At 62.4% G+C, this 20,882-nt stretch carries 24 protein-coding genes; 19 read left to right on the top strand and 5 right to left on the bottom strand.

Annotated features, from left to right (window positions below; genetic code table 11):
* The first annotated feature begins 109 nt into the window (after nt 1-109).
* The 6 genes from H1D44_RS01945 (at nt 110) to H1D44_RS01920 (ending at nt 5,252) form a co-directional block, all read left to right on the top strand.
* Nucleotides 110-1,402 (top strand): NCS2 family permease, encoded by a 1,293-nt coding sequence (locus H1D44_RS01945; protein ID WP_181513281.1) that lies wholly within the window; start codon nt 110-112, stop codon nt 1,400-1,402.
* Between the two features lie 22 nt (nt 1,403-1,424).
* Nucleotides 1,425-1,970, top strand: coding sequence for an adenine phosphoribosyltransferase (locus tag H1D44_RS01940; protein WP_181513153.1), 546 nt, complete (start codon nt 1,425-1,427; stop codon nt 1,968-1,970).
* 7 nt (nt 1,971-1,977) lie between these two features.
* Complete coding sequence (gpt, locus tag H1D44_RS01935; protein WP_181513152.1) at nt 1,978-2,457, top strand: xanthine phosphoribosyltransferase; 480 nt, start codon at nt 1,978-1,980, stop codon at nt 2,455-2,457.
* 17 nt (nt 2,458-2,474) lie between these two features.
* Entirely contained in the window at nt 2,475-3,158 is a 684-nt protein-coding gene (ung, locus tag H1D44_RS01930) for a uracil-DNA glycosylase (RefSeq protein ID WP_181513151.1), read from the top strand.
* 115 nt (nt 3,159-3,273) lie between these two features.
* Nucleotides 3,274-3,903 (top strand): uracil phosphoribosyltransferase, encoded by a 630-nt coding sequence (gene upp, locus H1D44_RS01925; protein WP_181513150.1) that lies wholly within the window; start codon nt 3,274-3,276, stop codon nt 3,901-3,903.
* A gap of 104 nt (nt 3,904-4,007) precedes the next feature.
* On the top strand, nt 4,008-5,252 hold the full coding sequence (locus H1D44_RS01920; protein ID WP_181513149.1) for a uracil-xanthine permease family protein: 1,245 nt from the start codon (nt 4,008-4,010) through the stop codon (nt 5,250-5,252).
* A gap of 42 nt (nt 5,253-5,294) precedes the next feature.
* Here H1D44_RS01920 and H1D44_RS01915 read toward each other — a convergent pair whose 3' ends face one another.
* On the bottom strand, nt 5,295-5,876 hold the full coding sequence (locus tag H1D44_RS01915) for a cupin domain-containing protein (RefSeq protein WP_181513148.1): 582 nt from the start codon (nt 5,874-5,876) through the stop codon (nt 5,295-5,297).
* 168 nt (nt 5,877-6,044) lie between these two features.
* On the opposite strand from H1D44_RS01915, the gene mobA reads away from it, so the two are divergent.
* The 6 genes from mobA to H1D44_RS01885 all read left to right on the top strand — a co-directional run bounded on the left by mobA (nt 6,045) and on the right by H1D44_RS01885 (nt 9,963).
* Nucleotides 6,045-6,647, top strand: coding sequence for a molybdenum cofactor guanylyltransferase MobA (gene mobA, locus H1D44_RS01910; protein WP_238984351.1), 603 nt, complete (start codon nt 6,045-6,047; stop codon nt 6,645-6,647).
* The gene (gene mobB / locus H1D44_RS01905) at nt 6,647-7,225 is read left to right on the top strand and encodes a molybdopterin-guanine dinucleotide biosynthesis protein B (protein ID WP_181513146.1); all 579 of its coding nucleotides are present in this window, start codon (nt 6,647-6,649) and stop codon (nt 7,223-7,225) included. The genes mobA and mobB overlap by 1 nt, the downstream gene beginning before the upstream one ends.
* 49 nt (nt 7,226-7,274) lie before the next feature.
* Complete coding sequence (gene moaC / locus H1D44_RS01900; RefSeq protein ID WP_181513145.1) at nt 7,275-8,084, top strand: cyclic pyranopterin monophosphate synthase MoaC; 810 nt, start codon at nt 7,275-7,277, stop codon at nt 8,082-8,084.
* Between the two features lie 5 nt (nt 8,085-8,089).
* The gene (gene moaE, locus H1D44_RS01895) at nt 8,090-8,557 is read left to right on the top strand and encodes a molybdopterin synthase catalytic subunit MoaE (protein ID WP_181513144.1); all 468 of its coding nucleotides are present in this window, start codon (nt 8,090-8,092) and stop codon (nt 8,555-8,557) included.
* 4 nt (nt 8,558-8,561) lie between these two features.
* Complete coding sequence (moaA, locus tag H1D44_RS01890; RefSeq protein ID WP_181513280.1) at nt 8,562-9,554, top strand: GTP 3',8-cyclase MoaA; 993 nt, start codon at nt 8,562-8,564, stop codon at nt 9,552-9,554.
* Nucleotides 9,555-9,672: 118 nt separating this feature from the next.
* On the top strand, nt 9,673-9,963 hold the full coding sequence (locus H1D44_RS01885; RefSeq protein ID WP_181513143.1) for an H-NS family histone-like protein: 291 nt from the start codon (nt 9,673-9,675) through the stop codon (nt 9,961-9,963).
* A 115-nt stretch (nt 9,964-10,078) separates the two neighbouring features.
* Here the strand turns inward: H1D44_RS01885 and H1D44_RS01880 are convergent, their stop codons facing one another.
* Nucleotides 10,079-11,662, bottom strand: a complete 1,584-nt coding sequence (locus H1D44_RS01880; protein ID WP_181513142.1) for a ribonuclease J — start codon at nt 11,660-11,662, stop codon at nt 10,079-10,081.
* A 238-nt stretch (nt 11,663-11,900) separates the two neighbouring features.
* Here H1D44_RS01880 and purU point away from each other — a divergent pair, with 238 nt between their 5' ends.
* Together purU and H1D44_RS01870 are read left to right on the top strand one after the other, a co-directional pair.
* Entirely contained in the window at nt 11,901-12,755 is an 855-nt protein-coding gene (purU, locus tag H1D44_RS01875; protein ID WP_181513141.1) for a formyltetrahydrofolate deformylase, read from the top strand.
* Between the two features lie 19 nt (nt 12,756-12,774).
* Entirely contained in the window at nt 12,775-13,446 is a 672-nt protein-coding gene (locus H1D44_RS01870) for an energy-coupling factor ABC transporter permease (protein WP_181513139.1), read from the top strand.
* A gap of 4 nt (nt 13,447-13,450) precedes the next feature.
* Here H1D44_RS01870 and dinB read toward each other — a convergent pair whose 3' ends face one another.
* Together dinB and lexA are read right to left on the bottom strand one after the other, a co-directional pair.
* Nucleotides 13,451-14,500, bottom strand: coding sequence for a DNA polymerase IV (dinB, locus tag H1D44_RS01865; protein ID WP_181513138.1), 1,050 nt, complete (start codon nt 14,498-14,500; stop codon nt 13,451-13,453).
* Between the two features lie 30 nt (nt 14,501-14,530).
* Nucleotides 14,531-15,175 (bottom strand): transcriptional repressor LexA, encoded by a 645-nt coding sequence (gene lexA, locus H1D44_RS01860; protein WP_181513137.1) that lies wholly within the window; start codon nt 15,173-15,175, stop codon nt 14,531-14,533.
* Between the two features lie 199 nt (nt 15,176-15,374).
* On the opposite strand from lexA, the gene H1D44_RS01855 reads away from it, so the two are divergent.
* The 4 genes from H1D44_RS01855 to H1D44_RS01840 all read left to right on the top strand — a co-directional run bounded on the left by H1D44_RS01855 (nt 15,375) and on the right by H1D44_RS01840 (nt 18,314).
* Nucleotides 15,375-16,043, top strand: a complete 669-nt coding sequence (locus H1D44_RS01855; protein WP_181513136.1) for a TetR/AcrR family transcriptional regulator — start codon at nt 15,375-15,377, stop codon at nt 16,041-16,043.
* Nucleotide 16,044: 1 nt separating this feature from the next.
* The gene (locus H1D44_RS01850) at nt 16,045-16,563 is read left to right on the top strand and encodes a L,D-transpeptidase (protein ID WP_181513135.1); all 519 of its coding nucleotides are present in this window, start codon (nt 16,045-16,047) and stop codon (nt 16,561-16,563) included.
* A 120-nt stretch (nt 16,564-16,683) separates the two neighbouring features.
* On the top strand, nt 16,684-17,697 hold the full coding sequence (nagZ, locus tag H1D44_RS01845; RefSeq protein ID WP_181513134.1) for a beta-N-acetylhexosaminidase: 1,014 nt from the start codon (nt 16,684-16,686) through the stop codon (nt 17,695-17,697).
* A gap of 38 nt (nt 17,698-17,735) precedes the next feature.
* Nucleotides 17,736-18,314 carry a hypoxanthine-guanine phosphoribosyltransferase gene (locus tag H1D44_RS01840; protein WP_181513133.1) on the top strand — a complete coding sequence of 193 codons (579 nt, stop codon included), beginning with the start codon at nt 17,736-17,738 and terminating at the stop codon, nt 18,312-18,314.
* 102 nt (nt 18,315-18,416) lie between these two features.
* On the opposite strand, the gene aptA is transcribed toward H1D44_RS01840, so the two are convergent.
* Nucleotides 18,417-19,760, bottom strand: coding sequence for an omega-aminotransferase AptA (aptA, locus tag H1D44_RS01835; protein WP_181513132.1), 1,344 nt, complete (start codon nt 19,758-19,760; stop codon nt 18,417-18,419).
* Between the two features lie 171 nt (nt 19,761-19,931).
* Between aptA and H1D44_RS01830 the strand changes: the two genes are divergently transcribed.
* Nucleotides 19,932-20,852 carry a LysR family transcriptional regulator gene (locus H1D44_RS01830; RefSeq protein ID WP_181513131.1) on the top strand — a complete coding sequence of 307 codons (921 nt, stop codon included), beginning with the start codon at nt 19,932-19,934 and terminating at the stop codon, nt 20,850-20,852.
* Nucleotides 20,853-20,882 lie beyond the last annotated feature (30 nt).

The following is a 20,882-nucleotide window of genomic DNA, read 5'->3' as shown; positions in this document are numbered from 1 at the left end:
CGGAGGAGGGCCTCGCATCGCAGCCAGCCTTTGGGTACCATGTGCGGCTTTTCTCGCCCCCTGGTCGAATACCAGCCCTTGCGCGCAGGATGAGATAAAAATGAAGAACATGCTCGATAGACACTTCAAGCTGTCGGAACACAACACCAGCGTGAAGACCGAGGTCATTGCCGGGATCACCACCTTCCTGACCATGGCCTACATCATTTTCGTCAACCCCAGCATTCTTTCCGAAGCGGGGATGGACTATGGGGCGGTGTTCGTTGCCACCTGCCTGGCTGCAGCCATTGGCTGTCTGATCATGGGGCTGTGGGCCAACTATCCCATCGCCCAGGCGCCCGGCATGGGCCTCAACGCCTTCTTTACCTACGGCGTCGTGCTGGGCATGGGCTACAGCTGGGAAGCCGCACTCGGCGCGGTGTTCTTCTCCGGTTTCTGCTTCTTCCTGCTCAGTGTCTTCAAGGTGCGGGAGTGGATCATCCACTCCATTCCACTCTCCCTGCGCCTGGGTATCGCTGCCGGTATCGGCCTGTTCCTGGCCATGATCGCGCTGAAGAACGCCGGTATCGTGGTCTCCAACCCGGCCACCTACGTAGCCCTTGGCGATCTTTCCGAGCCGGCTGCCATCTATGCACTGCTGGGCTTCTTCGTCATCACCGCGATGGCCTACCTGAAGATCACCGGAGCGGTGATGATCGGCATCCTGGGTATCACCGTGCTGGCCATCGTGCTGGGTCATAACGAGTACGGCGGGTTGATGTCGATGCCGCCCTCCATGGCGCCCACCTTCATGGCCATGGACCTGATGGGCGCGCTCGACATCGCCATGCTCAGCGTCATCTTCGCCTTCCTCTTCGTCGACCTGTTCGATACCTCCGGGACCCTGGTAGGTGTGGCGCACAAGGGCGGGCTGCTCGACAAGGACGGCAAGCTGCCGCGCCTCAATCGCGCGATGATGGCCGACAGCGGGGCGTCCATGGCCGGCGCGGCGCTGGGGACTTCGACCACCACCAGCTACATCGAATCCACTGCCGGCATCGCCGCGGGAGGCCGTACCGGCCTGACCGCCGTGGTGGTGGCCGGACTGTTCCTGATCAGCCTGTTCTTTGCGCCGCTGGCGGGATCGATACCGGCCTATGCCACCGCCGGCGCGCTGCTCTACGTGGCTGTGCTGATGGCCGGCAGCCTGGCCCATGCAAACTGGGACGACCCCACCGATGCCGCCCCCGTGCTGATCGCCGCCCTGGCCATGCCGCTGACCTTCTCCATTGCCGAAGGCATCGCGCTGGGCTTCATCAGCTACGCTGCTATCAAGACGCTGTCCGGCCGCTTCCGGGATCTCAACCCGGCGGTCGTCGTGCTGGCGATCCTATTCGTATTGAAGTTCCTGTTCCTAGACTGACAATTCCTCACCGAGAGCTGCGATGAGCATTTACGGCGACTACATCAAGTCCGTGATCCGAACCGTCCCCGACTGGCCGCAGGAGGGGGTGAACTTTCGCGACATCACCCCGCTGCTGCAGAACAGCTCGGCCTTTCGCAAGCTGATCGACAGCTTCGTGCATCGCTACCAGGAGATGGAGCTGGATGCCATCGCCGCCATCGATGCGCGCGGCTTCATCATCGGGGCCCCGGTCGCCTACGAGCTGGGCTGCAGCTTCGTGCCGGTGCGCAAGAAGGGCAAGCTGCCGTTTCGCACTATCAGCGAAACCTACACCCTGGAGTACGGCCAGGCCGAGGTCGAGCTGCACTCGGATGCCTTTCGCGCCGGCGACCGGATCCTGGTCATGGACGACCTGATCGCCACCGGCGGCACCATGCTGGCTGCCGCCAAGCTCATCACCCGCTCCGGCGGTCAGGTGGTGGAGACCGCCACCATCATCGACCTGCCGGAGATCGGCGGGTCGAGCAAGATTCGCGAGGCCGGTTTCGGCGTCTTTGCGGTCTGCTCATTCAATGAAAACGAGTGACACCACCATGAGCCATGCCCGCTACCACCAGCATTTCACCGTTTCCTGGGACCAGCTTCATCGTGACGTGCGCGAACTCTGCCATCGCCTGGTCGAGCGCGACTTCAAGGGGATCGTCGCGATCACCCGCGGAGGCCTGATTCCCGCAGCGCTGATCGCCCGCGAGCTGAACGTGCGCCTGATCGATACCATCTGCATCAGCAGCTACGACCACATGGAGCAGGGCGGCCTCGCCGTGCTCAAGGGCGTGGAGCACGATGGTGAAGGCTGGCTGCTGGTGGATGACCTGGTGGACACCGGCAAGACTGCCCGCAAGGTGCGCGAGATGTTGCCCAGGGCGCATTTCGTCACCGTCTACGCCAAGCCGGAAGGGCGTCCGCTGGTGGATCAGTATCTCACTGAGGTGGCGCAGGACTGCTGGATCCAGTTTCCCTGGGACATGGGTGTCGCCTACGTCGAGCCGCTGGTCGATCAGGTCAAGCGGTAAGGGCTCGCGTGAATGCCATGAATCGTCCATTGCCGGAGAGCTGGCAGCACTGGCTGGGTAGGGAGTTCGACGCTCCCTACATGCTGGCGCTGCGTGATTTTCTGGTTGCCGAGAAGGCCGCCAGAAAAGTGATCTATCCCCACTCCTCGAACTGGTTCCGGGCCTTCGAGCTGACCCCGCTGGATCGCGTCAAGGTCGTGATCCTGGGTCAGGATCCCTATCACGGGCCGGATCAGGCTCATGGCTTGTGCTTCTCGGTGCGACCAGGGGTGGCGATTCCGCCCTCGCTGGCCAACATCTACAAGGAACTGATCGCCGATGTAGGCTTTCGTCCCGTTGGGCATGGCAACCTGGAACACTGGGCCCGCCAAGGGGTGCTGCTGCTGAATACCTCACTCACGGTGGAGCAGGGCAACGCTGGCTCGCACCGCGGCAAGGGCTGGGAGGAATTCACCAACCGTGCCATCGAGGCGGTCAATGCCCATGCAGGCCCCTGCGTCTTTCTGCTCTGGGGCAGCCATGCGCGACAGAAGAAAGCGTTGGTCGATAGCACTCGCCACCTCGTGCTCGAGTCTCCTCACCCTTCGCCGCTATCGGCGCACCGGGGATTCTTCGGCAATCATCACTTTTCCCGGGCCAACGCCTTTCTCCAAGCCAACGGACGTGAGCCGGTCGACTGGCAGCTGCCCGAAGAGCCCTGAAGCGAAGGCAGAGATGCGGTGTATGCCTTAACCTGCTGAAAGGTTGCAGGTAGAATGCGCGCGACCGTCGATGCGACGAAGGTCGCTATTTCCACACCATGCCAAGAGGTCCGTCATGAGCGTCCATGCCATCCAACACCCGCTGGTCCAGCACAAGCTGGGGCTGATGCGCGAAGCCGGCATCAGTACCAAAAGCTTCCGCGAGCTGGCCGGTGAGCTGGCCAAGCTGCTCACCTACGAAGCGACCAAGGATCTGGAGCTGCAAGAACAGGACATCGATGGATGGAGCGGTCAGCCGATCCCCGTCAAGCTGCTCAAGGGCAAGAAGGTGACCATCGTGCCGATCCTCCGCGCCGGCCTCGGCATGCTCGACGGCGTGACGGACCTGATCCCCAGCGCACGTATCAGCGTGGTGGGCCTCTATCGCGATGAAGAGACGCTGGAGCCGGTGCCGTACTTCGCCAAGTTTGCGGGCGAGCTCGACGAGCGACTGGCCATCGTCATCGATCCCATGCTGGCGACCGGCGGCACCATGGTGGCCACCCTCGACATGCTGCGCGAGCGGGGCTGTAAGCAGATGAAGGTGATCGTGCTGGTGGCCGCTCCCGAAGGCATCAAGCGGGTCCAGGATGCCTACCCGGATATCGAGATCTATACCGCCGGGGTAGACGATCACCTCGACGAAAACGGCTATATCGTGCCTGGTCTGGGCGATGCGGGAGACAAGATCTTCGGCACCCGGTAGGCAGCAAAAAAATGCAAGATGTTGCCCCTGAGATCGCGATCCAGGGGCGTTTTTCTGGGCAGGAAGCCTTCGACTCCATGAATCGATAAAAGAAGGAAAAACCCATGAACGAACACGTGGCGACTGCACAGGCGCCGGCCGAGTCCCTGCCCAGGGTCATCCTCACCGGTGCGCAGATGCTCTTCGTCGCCTTTGGCGCCCTGGTGCTGGTGCCGCTGCTCACGGGGCTCGATCCCAGCGTCGCGCTTTTCACCGCCGGGGTCGGCACCCTGGTGTTCCATGGCGTGACCAAGGTCACCGTACCGGTTTTCCTGGCTTCCTCATTTGCCTTCATCGCTCCCATCCAGAGTTCGGTGGCCAACTTTGGCGTGTCGGCAACCATGGGGGGGCTGATCGCGGCGGGGCTGGTCTACGTGGCCATCTCCCAGGCAGTACGCCTGAAGGGGACCGCCTGGCTGCATCGCCTGCTGCCGCCGGTAGTGGTGGGCCCGGTCATCATGGTGATCGGCCTGGCCCTGGCACCGGTGGCGGTGAGCATGGCCACCGGCGAGACCAGCGATAACATCGGCTACGGTCCCGCCATCTTCCTCTCCATGGTGAGTCTGCTGGTCACCCTGGTACTGGCCGTCTTCGGCCGCGGCCTGCTGCGGCTGGTGCCGATCATGGGCGGCATCGTGACGGGCTATGTCCTGGCTCTGCTGATGGGTGTCGTCGACTTCACGCCGGTACGGGACGCGGCCTGGCTGGCCATACCCTCGTTCACCGCGCCTAGCTTCCACTGGGCGGCCATCCTGTTCATGATCCCGGTAGCCATTGCCCCAGCCGTCGAGCATATCGGCGACATGGTGGCGATCGGCTCGGTCACGCGCAAGAACTACCTGGAGAAGCCGGGCCTGCATCGCACCCTGCTGGGCGACGGCCTGGCGACCACCACTGCGGCACTGTTCGGCGGCCCGCCGAACACCACTTATTCCGAAGTCACTGGTGCGGTGACCCTGACCCGCGCCTTCAACCCCAGAATCATGGTAGTGGCAGCCTGCATTGCCATCGGCCTGGCCTTCGTCGCCAAGCTCGGGGCGCTGCTGCAGACCATTCCCGGACCGGTAATGGGTGGCATCATGACGCTGCTGTTCGGCTCGATTGCCGTGGTGGGCATGAACACCCTGGTGCGTGCCGGCCACTCGCTGACCGCCCCACGCAACCTGGTGGTCGTTTCGCTGATTCTGGTGTTCGGCATTGGCGGCATGCAGTTCGGCGGCGGCCAGTTTACCCTGCAGGGCGTGAGCCTCGCCGCCTTGGTCGGCATCGTGCTCAACTGGGTGCTGCCTGGCGCCGAAGAGGAGGAGTGATCGGCGCCTTCAAGCTTGTCGGAAGAGGGGCTGTGCGAAGGCCTAGGCGTGATGCATTTCCCTGCCGCCCTCCGCGAAGGTCGGCGGGGAGTTGGCGCTGACGATCACGCACTCTTCCTTGCCGATGTTGCGAAAGCGGTGGGGTAGGCGTGAGTCGAAGTAGTAGGCGTCTCCTGCGCAGAGGATCTGCACCTCACCGGATACGGTCAGCTCGATTTCTCCGGCCACCACCACGCCGCCTTCCTCGCCGTCGTGCTCGAGCATGGCGTCACCGGTGTCGGCGCCTGGCGGGTAGCGTTCGTAGATGATCGACATGCTACGGTCGGGCCGACGTGCCGCCACCAGGCGCCATGAAAGGTAGCCGTCGCCAATCTCGGTCAGCTCTTCGGCTGGGTAGAAGGCGCGCGGTGGTGCAGGTTCGTCACCGGCGAAGAAGGCGCTTATCGAGACTGGCAGTGCGTCGAGGATCTTCTTCAACGAACTCACTGAAGGGCTCACGCTGTTCTGCTCGATCAGCGAGATGGTGCTGTTGGTTACGCCGGCTCTCTTGGCCAGTTCGCGTTGTGATAGCTTGCGTGCCTTGCGCAACTCGCGTAGGCGAGTCCCGACATCAAATCCTTCCATCGTCAATCCAGGGTTCGTTCGATTTGTTTGACACATGATACCCGTAAAACAGGCGTTGGATAAGGTGATACCGGTCATGGCATACCGCGGATGGGCCCACATGTCATGGTAGCGGCGTGGCGCCTCAGGCATCATGTAGCTATGTCAGACCTAGCTGGACGTAATGTAGTGAACCCTCTGAAGGACGTCACCGCTCTCATTCTTGCCGGTGGCCAGGGGCGCCGCATGGGAGGCTGCGACAAGGGTCTCGAGCCACTCGCGGGGCTGCCCCTGGTCGGCCATGTCCAGGCGTGCCTGAGGGGGCGGGTCGCCGACCTGCTGATCAGTGCCAATCGCCATCTCGAAGACTACCGGGGGCGTGGAGTGCGAGTCGTACCCGACCTGCAAGAGGGCTACCAGGGCCCGCTCATGGGTATCTACAGCGGCTTGCGCACGGCTTCCACCCCCTGGGTGCTGGTGGTCCCTTGCGATACCCCGGTATTGCCGCATGACCTCGTGGTGCGTATGGCCGCCGGCATCGGCGATCATCGTATCGCCGTGGCCCATGATGGCGTACGCCTGCACCCGGTCGTGCTTCTGCTCGAGCGCTCGCTTGCCGACGACCTGCATGCAGCGCTGGTGATGGGCGAGCGCAAGGTGGGTCGATGGATCGAGCGACACGCCTGGACCCCGGTGGATTTCAGCGATTGCCCGGAATGTTTCGTCAATCTCAACACCGAGGAGGAGAAACGGGACCTGGAGTCGCGCCTGAACAGGGAGGAACGAGCCTGATGAACCCAGCGGAGCCCATACGCCTGCGCCTTGACGATTCTCCCCCGCTGCTGGGTATCGCCGCCTGGAGCGGGACCGGCAAGACCACGTTGCTGGAAGCACTGCTGCCACGCTTGGCGGCACGAGGTTTGCGCACTGCGGTGATCAAGCATGCGCATCACGGCTTCGATGTCGATCAGCCCGGCAAGGACAGTCACCGCCTGCGCCAGGCGGGGGCGGCTCCCATGTTGGTTGCCTCCCGTGCCAGGTGGGCCATGATGAAGGAAACGCCCGATCAAGAGGAAGCAGACCTGGCCCAGCTGGTCGACGTCGTTCGCTGCCAACAGCCCGATCTGGTCCTGGTCGAAGGTTTCAAGGCCTGGCCCTTGCCCAAGCTGGAGCTTCACCGTCACGCGGTGGGCAAGCCACTGCGAGTCGCAGAGGATCCCTGGGTCAAGGCGGTGGCGAGTCAGCCGGCGGTGGAGGTGCCTCCAGGGGTCGATTGGCTCGACCTCGCTGATCTGGAGGGTATCACCGAATGGGTCTGTGCCTGGCCGGGGCGCTGGCAAAACGAGAGGGCGCCGCGTCCCCGGTCATGATGGATTTAACCCGAGTCTCTTTTGGCTTTATTTTTCGAGGTAGTCTCACATGAGCCTGACCCATCTCAATCAGCGCGGCGAAGCCCACATGGTCGATGTCGCCGACAAGCGTGAAACTCGCCGGGAGGCCGTCGCCTCCGGTCATGTCGTGATGCGACGCGAGACCCTTGCCCTGCTAAGCGAGGGCGGGCTACCCAAGGGGGACGTGCTGGCGACGGCGCGCATTGCCGGCATTCAGGCGGCCAAGCGCACCCATGAACTGATCCCCTTGTGTCATGCGCTGCCGCTGTCGAAAGTCGCCGTGGATTTCCATCTGGACACGGACAATTCGCGTGTCGAAGTCACCGCCACCTGCCGCTTGAACGGCCGTACCGGCGTTGAAATGGAGGCATTGACCGCTGTTTCAGTCGCCTGCCTGACGCTCTACGACATGTGCAAGGCGGTGGACAAGGAGATGGTGATCGGCGCCATTCAAGTCGATGCCAAGCGCGGGGGGAAGTCGGGCGACTACCAGCGCCACCCGGACGCGGCAGCTGCCCCTATCGTCACGGGGGAAGGCGCGGCGGGACAGGTGTCCGTGGGCAGTCGCTGCGATATCGATAGCCCATGTGTGCGAGTGAAGTTCCTTGCTGAGCTGCGTGAGCGCCTGGGGATCAGCGATCTTGCAGTACCGTTGGATAGCCTTCCAAGTACCGATGTCGGTAGTCTCAAGAGTGCACTGGCGAAACGCGACACCCGCTTGAGCAAGTTGACCGAGGGTCGCGTGCTGTGTGCCGTGAACCAGGTCATGGCGCATGACGCAACGCCGATCACCAATGATGACGAAGTCGCCTTCTTTCCACCTGTGACCGGAGGCTGATACGCATGATTCGGGTACAGCAGGCTTCCTTCGACGCTGGTGAGGAGCAACGGCAGCTTCTGGCAGGGCGAACGGATATCGGTGCGGTGGTCAGCTTCACGGGGTTGGTTCGTGACTTCAACGAGTCTCCCGACGTGACAGCGCTGACGCTGGAACATTATCCGGGGATGACGGAGGCGGCGTTGGGCGAGATCGTGTCAGAGGCGGAATCTCGCTGGCCGCTGCAGGGGGCTCGGGTCATTCATCGGGTTGGACGGCTGGCGCCCGGGGATCCTATTGTATTGGTAGTCGTCGCCAGTGCTCACCGCCGGGCGGCTTTCGAGGCGTGCGACTTCATCATGGATTATCTCAAGACCCGCGCACCTTTCTGGAAAAAAGAGCATAGCATCACCGGGGATTACTGGGTCGCCGAACGGGAGTCTGACCACCGGGATGCCAATCGCTGGGAGAGCGATAATGACGAGATCCCCTGAGACGCTGCCGAATCAGCTCATCGACGACTTCGGCAGACATGTCCGCTACGTACGCATTTCGGTTACTGACCGCTGCGATTTTCGCTGTGTCTACTGCATGAGCGAGGAAATGACGTTTTTGCCTCGGGCTCAGGTACTGACCATCGAGGAGCTGGCCATGGTGGCCCGGGCCTTCGTCGAGATGGGGGTCGAGAAGATCCGCCTGACAGGCGGAGAGCCCTTGGTGCGGCGCGGTATCGATCAGTTGATCGAGCAGACCAGCGCTCTCCCCGGTCTTCGCGACCTGGCCATGACCACCAATGGGGCAGGTCTGGTCAAGCATGCGCATCGGCTTAGGGAGGCCGGGCTGGGACGGCTCAACATCAGCCTTGATACGCTCGACCCCGAGCGATTTCGCCGACTGACCCGCACCGGCGACCTGCCCAGGGTGCTCGATGGCTTGCGCGCTGCCCGTGATGCGGGTTTCGACAGGATCAAGCTCAATGCCGTGATCCTCAAGGGGCGTAATGATGACGAGGTGCTTGATCTGGTGGAGTTTGCCCGAAACGAGCAAGTCGACTTGAGCTTCATCGAAGAGATGCCGCTCGGAGAGGTCTCGGATCACTCGCGGGCAGAAACCTTCTGCTCGAGCGACGAGGTAAAGGCCGCGATCGAGCAGCGTCATCAGCTGATACCCACGACGGAGACTACCCTCGGTCCCTCGCGTTACTTTCGCATGAGCGACAGCGAGTCTCGAATTGGTTTCATCTCCCCTCATAGCCATAATTTCTGTGCCAGCTGCAATCGCGTGCGAGTGACTGCAGAAGGTCGTCTACTGCTGTGTCTGGGCAATGAGCATTCTGTTGACTTGCGTGCCGTGCTCCGCCAGCATCCTGGTAATCTCGATGCCCTGAAACTGGCTATCGTCAAGGCTCTCCCGCTGAAGCCTGAACGCCATCATTTCACGACAGATGGGGATGTGCAGGTCGTGCGCTTCATGAATATGACCGGCGGTTGATCGGCTCTATTTCATCCTCCTTCTTGCTGGCCTTTCTTGCCAATTCGGCAAATCGGCATATACTTTCGACGAGTGAGCCTTATGGCTGACTCGTCGTAATCTTGCATGGAGAAGGCAAATGTCCAGCGAAACCTTGGAGCGCATCGCCCGCAACAAGAACGTGGCTCGCGCCGCGGCTCGCCAGTTGAGTATGGAGCAGTTGCACAAACTCTCTGATGTCATCGGCGAGGTTATCGAGCAGAAGAACGAGGAAGAGAAGCTCCGCAAACAGGAAGAAGCGGACAAGGAAAAGAAACTGGCTGAGATCCGCGAGGCCATGATGGATGCCGGTCTCTCCGTGGAAGATCTCGTGGGGGAGCAGCCGCGTCGTCGGCGTGGCCGTCCGCCCAAGAACGCCAGTGGTTCGTGAGCCGCAGGGTAGCAGTTGCCTGTCAGCTTCACACCAAAAGAGGGCCAAGCATGAAGCATGGCCCTCTTTTCTTTCCTTCATGTCCAAGGTCGTGAGACCTGGCATTGTCGTCGAGCTAGCGGAACACGGGGACCTCGACGGCCATCAGCTGTAGATGCACGTCAGGCAGTTGGCGTAGGTGTTGCCCCAGCCACGAGGTGACGAGAGGCTGCAGGGCAGTTCTCAGCTCCGCCAGTGTTTCTGCCTCGATGGTTTCCAATCTCTCATCCAGCCAATCGGTAAAGCTCTCCTCGTCCATGCTCCTGACGCCGTGAGCATCCATCATCATCCTGCCGATACGCGTCCAGCCTGTGCCCGTCGAGGCGACCGAGAGGGCAAGATAAAGGGTGCCGTGTCGGGAAGAGCCTTGCTCGGCAGCCAGGCCGGGGAGGGGAGTGACAGCGTTCTGGGCAACGATGCACGGGCGCTGGGGATGGCGAGACTCGAGGCTCAGCCCTTCGGTATCGAGACGGATCATATCGCCGTTTATCGGTGCAAGAGGGGCCTGAATGCCCATCGACTCTGCCAGTACCTGATGCGCCTGCTGATGGCGACGTTCGCCGTGAACCGGAAGCAAATGGCGAGGCCTGATCCAGCCATAGAAAGTGCGTAGTTCTTCCTGGGCAGGGTGGCCGGAGGCATGCAATTCCGGGTGATTGAATTCATCCCAGATAGCGATGTCGAGTCGCCGGAGGGCATGCTTGAGGCGCTCGATCTGGTGCTCGTTTCCCGGGATCGCCTTGGCGGAAAAGAGGACAGTATCTCCCGACATGAGCTCGAAGCTGCGATGTCGGCCGTTGGCCAGCCGGCTGAGGGCGGCTCGGGGCTCGCCCTGGCTTCCCGTGGCGATCACAAGCACCTCTTCGGGCGGCAGGTAGCCCAGGTCTTCGACCGGAACCAGCGGGGGCATGTCGTCCAGATAGCCCAGGCCACGAGCCACCGCCACCATGCGCTCCATGGCTCGACCCATCAGGCTGACACGACGGCCGCAACGCTCTGCCGCCTGAGCCACGGCCAGGACCCTGGCCAGATTGCTGGCAAAGCAGCTTACCACCACGCGACCCTCGCACTGGGCGAGCCGGTGCTCCAGAGCCCGCGCAACCTCACCTTCACTGCGGGAGTGCCCCGGCATAGGCGCGTTGGTCGAATCTCCCACCACCAGGTCTATCGGCGCCAGGGCGCGAAAAGTCGAGCTCTTGATGGGTGAACCGATCAGCGGCTCCGGGTCGAGCTTCCAGTCGCCGGTATGCAGTACGCGATGATCGCCAGCCGCAATCAACAGGGCACAGCTCTCCGGAATCGAGTGCGTGAGTGGCAGGTAGCGCAGGGTGAAGGGGCCGCTCTCCAGTGCTTCGCCGGGTTCGATTACCCGAATGGCGTCGCTGGCGAGCCCACGTTCATGGAACTTGGCGCGTAGAAGTCCGGCTGCTAGTGGCGTGGCATATACAGGGCACTGCCACCTGGGCCAGAGCCAGGCGGCAGCGCCGATATGGTCTTCGTGACCATGGGTGATGATCAGTGCGGCAGGAGAAATGCCGAGGGCCTCGGTGGTTTCCAGGCTGGGCACCTGAAGAGGAGTATCCGGGAGATCCTGGCGAATCATCATGCCGCAATCGACGGCGATCCACGCCTCCTCATGTCCATACAAACTCAGGTTCATGCCAATTTCTCCGCAGCCCCCCAGTGGCAGGAAATAGAGTGGAGAACGGCGGCGGGGGCGAATCGTGGCGCGAGTTGATGGCATCGGCATTTCGTGATCAGTCAGGTGTGCCTTCACTATAAGGGATCGACGCGACCCTGAACAATGCGATCTCGGCTGCTGCGGGTTGGGCATGTCGGGAAATGGGCGACTCCGCTACAATGCGTGCTCCCGGTTCCGTCTTGCAATGGATTGGCTCATGTCACATTACTATCGACTCGTCGTTTCCTGCCCCGATCGGCGCGGCATCGTTGCTCGCGTTTCGGGTTTCATCGCCGGTCACGGAGGCTCTATCACGGAGGCCAGCCAGCATTCGGACCTGGAATCCGGGCGCTTTTTCATGCGCTACGAAATCCTTGCCGACTCCATCGGCATGACCTCGAGCGAGCTCAAGGAAGCCTTCGAGCCGGTGGCACGCGAATTCGACATGACCTGGGCGCTACGCGACACTCGTCGGCGGCCCCGGGTGGCGATCATGGTGTCCCGCGAGTCACACTGCCTCGTCGACCTGTTGTATCGCTGGACCGCCGGTGAGCTGGAAGGCGATGTCGTCGGTGTCATCTCGAATCATGACGACATGCGTAGCCTGGTGGAGTGGCATGGACTGCCTTACTTCCACGTACCGGTTGCCGCGGACGACAAGCTGGCCGCTTTCGATGAAGTGGAGCGTTGCGTCGAGGCCTTGGAGGCCGATGTGGTGGTGCTGGCGCGCTACATGCAGATCCTGCCTCCGCGACTCTGCGAGCGCTACGCCGGTCGAGTGATCAACATTCACCACAGCTTTCTGCCTTCGTTTGCCGGAGCTCGTCCCTATCATCAGGCCCATTCCCGCGGCGTGAAGCTGATCGGTGCCACCTGTCACTATGTGACCGAGGAACTGGACGCCGGCCCCATCATCGAACAGGACATACATCGTGTCAGCCACTGCCATACGCCCCAGGACCTCGTCCGGTTCGGGCGCGATGTGGAGAAAGCCGTGCTGGCGCGTGGGTTGCGCTGGCATCTGGAGGACCGGGTATTGATCCATGGTAACAAGACCGTGGTCTTTGCTTGAGCCCAGCCAGGAGGGGGGCATGACCTTTTCCCAACTGATCCTGTCTCACTGGGTGGTAGTTGCCGCCTGGCTGATCTCGATATCCGTGCTGGGGCTGGCGCTGGCTCAACGCCCCTGGCGCGAACTGCTTGCCGATCGGGAGCTGCAGCACCGCTGGTTGGGGGCGAGCGTTGCCGTGATCCTGATGTGGCAGCTCAGGGCGCAGTCGGTGGACTGGCTGAGCCTGCACCTGATGCTGACTGCCTTGTTGACGCTGGTCTTCAAGGCACCGCTGGCCTTGCTGGCCAACCTGCTTGCCAACCTGTCGCTGGTCGTGCTGGGCAAGGCGGAATGGCAGCTGCTGGGCATCAACATCCTGATAACCGGTGTGATTCCCGTCACAGTCATGGTGCTGATATGGCGTCTGGTGGATCGCTACCTGCCCGACAACCTGATGCTTTTTCTGTTCTTGTGTGGCTTCTTTGGCTCGGCGCTGGCGACCCTGGGGACCGGGCTGTCAGGCCTGGGGCTGGTCATGCTGGGTGCCACCGATCCGGAAGCGGTCTACCTGGCCAGGGAGTATGCACTCTTCCTGCCGCTGCTGATGCCATCGGAAGCGTTCATCACCGGCATGCTGCTCAGCATCCTGATGGTCTACCACCCCCACTGGGTCGCGACTTTCGACAGCCATCGCTATATCGATACCAAGTGACCCATCAGAGGGGGAGGTCGAGCTGACGGCGCGCATCCTCAGGCACGAGCCGAACTCCCACGCCCAGCAGGCGCACCGGGCGCGAGCGGCGTGCCCATGCCTGGTCGAGCAGGTCGACAAAGGTCGCTAGAGAAGGGGACGTGCCGCGGCACTCCAAAGTGGTAAGGGAAAAGTCATCGAAGCGGACCTTGACGAAAGCAGCGGCCACCGGTGGGGAGCCATGGCGTGAGATGCGTGCCTCGAGACGTTCGCACAGTGGTACGAGTTCGTCGTGGCAAAGGGCTAAATCGGGGAGATCACGCGCAAAGGTATTCTCGGCGCTGATCGACTTGCGCTCGCGCTCCACGCGTACCGGCCGCTCGTCGATGCCTCGCGCCAGCTCGTAGAGGCGCCGGCCAAACTTGCCGAACTCCTGAACCAGACGCTCCAGCGGCACGCCCTGCAGGTCGTTGCAGGTGACGATTTCAAGCGCCTCCAGACGCTTCGCGGTGGCGGGTCCTACCCCGTGCAGCTTGGTGACCGCAAGGTCACGTAGGAAGCCCTCCACCTGGGACGGGGCAATCACGGTGAGGCCGTCGGGTTTCTCCCAGTCGCTGGCGATCTTGGCCAGGAACTTCGCCGGGGCGACACCGACCGATACGGTGATGCCCACTCGCCTGAGGCACTCTTCCTTCAACCAGCGTGCCATCCAGGTAGCGCTGCCGGAGAATCGGCTCACATCGCTGACGTCGAGGAAGGCTTCGTCCAGCGACAGCGGCTCCACCAGCGGCGTCAGCTCATGAAAGATGGCCTGAAGCTGCCGTGAGGCCTCGCGATAGCGCTCGAAGTCGCCACTGAGCAGGGTGAGGTGAGGGCACAGCCGCAGTGCCCGTGCCGTCGGCATCGCGGAATGGATGCCATAGGCGCGGGCCGGGTAATTGCAAGTGGCGATGACCCCGCGCCCCTCGGCGCTGCCGCCGATGGCCAGCGGCACCTCCCGTAGCGCCGGATTGTCGCGCATCTCCACTGCCGCATAGAAGCAGTCGCAATCGGCATGCAGGATCTTGCGGCTCATGGTGTTTCACCAAGGCATCGGAGCCAGCTCTTACCCTAAAGCTTGGCCGTTGCCGCCTCGAATGACCCCCACCCCTACGCCTTCGATTTCCAGCGGCTGGTGACGCAGGTCAACCTCGATCGGCGCGAACTCCGTGTTCTCCGCCTCGAGGGTCACCACGTGACCGTGGCGGTGGAAGCGCTTGACCGTCACTTCGTCCTCCAGTCGTGCCACCACGATCTGGCCGTCGCGCACACGGTCGGTACGATGCACGGCGAGCAGATCGCCTTCAAGGATGCCTGCGTCCTTCATCGACAGGCCGCGGACCTTGAGCAGATAGTCGGCGCGTGGAGTGAAATACTCGGGGGGGAGGGGGCAGTAGCGATCGATATGTTCTGCGGCAAGAATGGGGCTGCCCGCCGCGACTTCACCAATGATCGGTAGTCCCTCGCGGGCTTCGCTCGTGGCGCTCTCGTTTTCCTGGGCCGGCAGGCGAATGCCGCGGGAGGTGCCGCGAATTACCCGGATTACGCCCTTGCGCTCCAGCGCACGCAGGTGCTCCTCGGCAGCGTTGGGGGAGCGAAAGCCCAGTGCCCGGGCAATTTCGGCTCGGGTCGGAGGGTAGCCGAACTCATTCATGGTCTTGACGATGAAGTCATAGACGTTCTGCTGGCGTGAAGTGAGAGGGCGGTTCATGGCGTACTCCGGTAGCTGACGGCCGTATTGGTAAAGTATACAGCATGGAAGTACATCCAGTAAAAGGGCGACATTATGTCAGGCCTTTCATGTATTGGCGTTTTAAACGGTCTGGCATCCTCCTTTGATTGAGAGGGGGGAGCAGGATCTTGTAGACTTATGTCATGTTTCAAACGAATGTTTATTGCAGGAACCGATCATGGCACAGTCAGATACCGTCACGCGTATCCTGGATACGGCCGAAGTCCTGTTCGCCGAACGCGGCTTCGCCGAAACCTCGCTGCGCACCATCACCAGCAAGGCGCGGGTCAACCTCGCAGCGGTGAACTATCACTTCGGATCGAAGAAGGCGCTGATCCAGGCGGTATTTGCGCGCTATCTCGACCCCTTTACGGTTCGTTTCCACAGTGCGCTGGACGAACTCGAAGCTAGGCACGCCGGCGGCGTCATTCCCCTGGAGGAGCTGCTGGAAACCATGGCGCGCACGGTGCTAGAGGTTCCGGCGGAGAAGCACAGCCTCAAGGTCTTCATGAAGCTGCTGGGGCTGGCCTACAGCCAGGCCCAGGGACATCTGCGTCGCTATATCCAGGAGGAATACGGCAGCGTGTTCAGCCGTTTCACTGAGCTGGTCCGCAAGGCAACGCCCGAGCTGCCCGATGCCGAGCGTTTCTGGCGTCTCCACTTCGTTCTCGGCACGGTGATCTTCACGCTGTCAGGCCTCGATGCCCTGCGCGACATCGCCGAGAAGGATTACCAGGAGCACGTCACGGTGCGCGACCTCATTCGCCGCCTGCGCCCCGTCGTCGTGGCTGCCATGAACGCGCCGCTGCCGCCGCCACCCGCTGCACAGCCAGCCAAGGCGAGCTGAGATGCCAACCCCCAGGCTGCAATCGCTGCCTCCTGACAAGGGGGGCTGGGTCGAGATCGATATCTCCCGCCAGTGCCTCGTGCTATGGCAAGGGGAGAGACGTTTGAAGGAGTGGCCGATATCTTCGGCCGTGGCAGGCACCGGACAGCGCGAGGGGAGTGGTTGTACACCGCTGGGCTGGCATTACGTGAGAGCCGCCATCGGCGAGGGACAGCCGCCCGGCGCGGTCTTTCGAGGCCGTCGTCCCACCGGCGAAGTCTTCAATGCCGTGCTGGCTGAAGCCTATCCCGAGCGCGACTGGATCCTGACACGTATCCTCTGGCTGTGCGGACTCGAGCCAGGATTCAACCGCGGGGGCGACGTCGACAGCCAAAGGCGCTATATCTATTTGCATGGAACCCCGCCCGATCAGCCGATGGGGGAGCCGCGTTCGCACGGGTGCATCCGCATGCGCGACGACGCCTTGCTCGAGGTCTATGCGCTGGCGCCGCCAGGCACACCGGTCTGGCTCCACGAGTGAGCTGGCCGGCGGCCAGGATGATCCTCGTCAGGCTCCAGGCACTCCGGTCATGGGGTGGCTGTTGCCAGGGGCGGCTTTAGTCTAGAATCAGCCCCTTTTCATGCCTCAAGGACTGTGCCCATGATCCAGACCCTCGGCCCGGTAATGCTCGATCTGGAAAGCGTCACGCTACGTGGTGAAGAGCGAGATCTGCTCCAGCGTCCGGAGGTGGGTGGCGTCATTCTGTTCGCTCGCAACGTCGAACATGCCCGACAGGTCAGGGAGTTGTGCGAAGCTATCCGGCGCGTTCGTCCCGAGTTGCTGCTGGCCATCGACCAGGAAGGCGGCCGAGTGCAGCGTTTGCATGAGGGTGTGACGCGGCTGCCCGCCATGGGTCGAATCGGCCGTGACTACCAGGTGGCTCCGGAAGTTACCGAGAGGCTATGCCTGGATACCGGCTGGCTGCTGGGGATGGAAATGGCCGCCTGCGGGCTCGACCTTACCTTTGCACCGGTGCTCGATGTCGATTCGGGTATCTCCAGCGTCATCGGCGACCGCAGTTTCTCCTCCGACCCTCAGGCCATAAGCGCCATGGCAGGTGCCTTCATCTGCGGCTTGCACGAAGCCGGCATGGCCGCGGTGGGCAAGCACTTTCCGGGGCACGGCAGCGTGGCGGCCGACTCCCATCTGGAGCTGCCCGTCGATGAGCGACCGCTCGACGAGCTACGCCGGCATGACCTGGTACCCTTTGCCGAACTCGCCTCCCGGCTCGATGGCGTCATGCCTGCCCATGTCATCTATACCGCGTTCGACTCGCGCCCGGCGGGCTTCTCGCCCAGCTGGCTGGGCTTGCTGCGCGAGTCCCTGGGCTTCAAGGGCACCATCTTTTCCGACGACCTCGGAATGGCGGGTGCCGGCTTTGCCGGCGGCCCGGGAGATCGTGCCCTGGCGGCACTGGATGCCGGCTGTGACATGGTCCTGGTGTGCAACGATCGCACAGCCGCCCTGGAGGCTCTGGAGGCCTGTCGTGGGCGCACGACACGCCTCGCAGCGCGCTTGCGCTATGGTCGTGCACGCCCCGAGATCAGCGCGCTCGAAGCCCTCGGGCGCTGGCGGCGCGTACATGCACGGCTCGAGGCCCTGGCCTCTAGCTGAACTTTCGACCTGCTACATTTTCCTGATACGAGTCTTTCATGCCCAAACTCGATGCCGATTTTCATGCATCCCTGGCGACCATGCGCGACGTCATGGACAATGCTGACTGCCTGATCTCCCAGGAAGAGGTGGAAGAGGCCCTGGACCGCATGGCCGAACAGATCACCGCCGATCTCGGTGACAAGCTTCCGGTCTTTTATTGCGTGATGAACGGTGGCCTCATCACTACCGGCCATCTCCTGACGCGTTTGGGTTTCCCGCTCGAAGTCGACTATCTGCATGCCACCCGCTATCGCGGCGGCATTCGTGGCGGCGAGCTGTTCTGGCGGGTATCGCCGGAAGTGCCCATGGCCGGGCGCCACGTGGTCATCGTCGATGACATTCTCGACGAAGGCTCGACCCTTGCTGCCATTCTCGACTATTGCCAGGAGGCCGGCGCGGCGAGCATCTCCACTGCCGTGCTGGTGGACAAGCGCCACGATCGCAAGGCAGTGCCGGGCCTCAAGGCCGACTATTGCAGCCTCGAAGTGGTCGATCGCTACGTGTTCGGCTTCGGTATGGATTACAAGGGGTATTGGCGCAATGCGCCGGGGATATTCGCGCCCAAAGGCCTTTAGCAGTACAGCTGACAGTTTGAGCGAACGCTGTGCAATACCGGAACATGGCATCAACGGAACGAGCCAGGCGTAGCCGCCTGGCTCGTTGCTTTCCGGTCAGTGTCAGTCCAGTTCGCCGATCGTCTCACCAAGCGCGTTGACCAGGCGGTCGATCTCGTCACTCTCGACGATGAAGGGCAGGCCGAGCTGGATGGTGTCGCCGCCATAGCGGACGTAGAAGCCTTTTTGCCAGCATTTCATCGCGATCTCGAAGGGGCGTCGGGCCGGCTCGCCGGGGTAGGGCTGGATCTGCAGGGCGCCGGCCAGGCCATAGTTACGGATGTCGCTGATGTAGCGCGTGCCCTTCAGGCCATGGAGCGCTTCCTCGAAGACCGGGCTCATCAGCCGCACGCGCTCGATCAGGCGGTCGTTTTCGAGTACGTCCAGCGCCGCCAGCGCCGCAGCACAGGATACCGGATGCCCTGAGTAGGTGTAGCCGTGGGGCAGTTCGAGCATGTAGTCGGGGCCGCCCTGTTCCATGAAAGTGTGATAGATCTCGCCCTGTACGATCACCGCCCCCATGGGCACCGCGCCGTTGGTGAGCTGCTTGGCCACGTTCATGATGTCCGGCGCCACGCCGAACTCCTCGGCACCAGTCATCGACCCCATGCGACCGAAGCCGGTGATCACCTCGTCGAAGATCAGCAGGATGTCGTTGGTGTCGCAGATCTCGCGGAGCCGCTTGAGATAGCCCTTGGGCGGCGGAATCACCCCGGCCGAGCCGGCCAATGGCTCGACGATCACCGCGGCGATATTGGACGCATCATGCAGGGCGATCAGTTCCAGCAGCTCATCGGCGCGCTCGGCACCGCGTTCGGGCATGCCTCGGGTGAAGGCATTCTCTGCCAGTAAGGTGTGAGGCAAGTGATCGGCATCGACGCCCTGGCCGAAGAGGGCGCGATTGGCGCCGATTCCCCCCAGGCTGATGCCGCCGAAATTGACGCCATGATAGCCCTTGGTGCGACCGATCAACTTGGTCTTGCTGGGCTTTCCTTTCTTGCGCCAGTAGGCACGGGCAATCTTCAGCGCGGTATCGGCGCTCTCCGACCCTGAGCCGGTAAAGAAGACATGGTCGAGACCCTCGGGGGTCAGCCCGCGCAGGCGATGGGCCAGCTCGAATGCCTTGGGGTGGCCGAACTGGAAGGCCGGGGAGTAATCGAGCTGCTGAAGCTGTCGAGTGACGGCTTCGGTGATCTCGGGGCGGCAGTGGCCGGCGCCGCAGGTCCACAGCCCCGACAGGGCGTCGAAGACGCGGCGGCCGTCGGCGTCGGTGAAATAGCTGCCTTCGGCAGCCACGATGATGCGCGGGTCGCGCTTGAACTGCCGGTTACCGGTAAAGGGCATCCAGTAGGCATCCAGCTGTTCCTGGCTCAATCCGGCCGCTGGCAAAGGCTGTTGACTCGACATGGCGATACGCCCCCGTGGTAGCGCTATTGTTGAAGGTGCTTGGTTGAGGTTAGAAGCCCATGAAGATAAGTTAAATCCAGTTTTGTTTAAGCTCGGGTAAGCCATCACTTAACTTTCCTTCCCAGCGAGAGTATGGTCGAGTTCTGCCAGCCCAAGGGGGAAGAACTGCACATGACACGCCGCAAGGAGGGCTTTTCGGCCCAGCCTGGCGATGCCGACCTTCGGTTGCTGAGAATCTTCCGTAAAGTGGTTGAATGCGGTGGCTTTTCCGCAGCGGAGGTGGAGCTCAACATCAGCCGAGCCGCCATCAGCATGGCCATGGGCGATCTGGAAAAGCGTCTCTCGCTCAGGCTGTGCCATCGTGGGCGTAGCGGTTTCGCGCTTACCGAGGAGGGCGCTGAGGTCTACCAAGCCACCCTGCAATTACTCTCGGCGGTCGAAGGATTTCGCACCCGTGTAAACGGGCTCCATGCCTGGCTCAAGGGTGAACTCAATATCGGCATCACCGACAACCTGGTGACGATGCCCGAAATGCATATCACCAACGCCCTCAGCGCGCTGAAGGAGCGCGGGCCCGACGTGCGCATCAACATCCGCATGATTCCGCCCAACGACATCGAGCTGGGGGTGCTGGACGGGCGCCTGCATACCGGGGTCGTGCCTTCACTCTCGGCCTTGCCCGGGCTGGATTACCTGCCGCTCTACCAGGAAACGTCCTGGCTCTATTGTGCCGCCGGCCATGTCCTGTTCGATGACCCGGAAGTCACCGCGCGTGAGCTGTCGGATTGCGATGCCGTGATCCCGGCCTACGCCCAGACCGCCGAGGTCAAGGCACTGCATGAGCCGCTGCGGGCCGCCGCCACAGCGACAGACCGTGAAGGCATCGCTTTCCTGATTCTTTCCGGCCGCTACATCGGCTACCTGCCGACCCACTATGCCGAGCATTGGGTCGAGCAGGGCCGGATGCGACCCCTGAGCCCGCAGCGCTGCTGCTACCTTACCCATTACTGCGCCATTACCCGCAAGGGCGCTCCGCCCAACCTGGTACTGGAAACCTACCTTGATGAGCTACGGCGCATGATCGGCCAGTGAGGTCACCCTCCCATCAACGGCAAGCGCCCC

Source organism: Billgrantia kenyensis (assembly GCF_013697085.1).
GTDB classification, from domain to species: domain Bacteria; phylum Pseudomonadota; class Gammaproteobacteria; order Pseudomonadales; family Halomonadaceae; genus Halomonas; species Halomonas kenyensis.
This window is presented reverse-complemented; position numbering and strand designations above follow the sequence as displayed.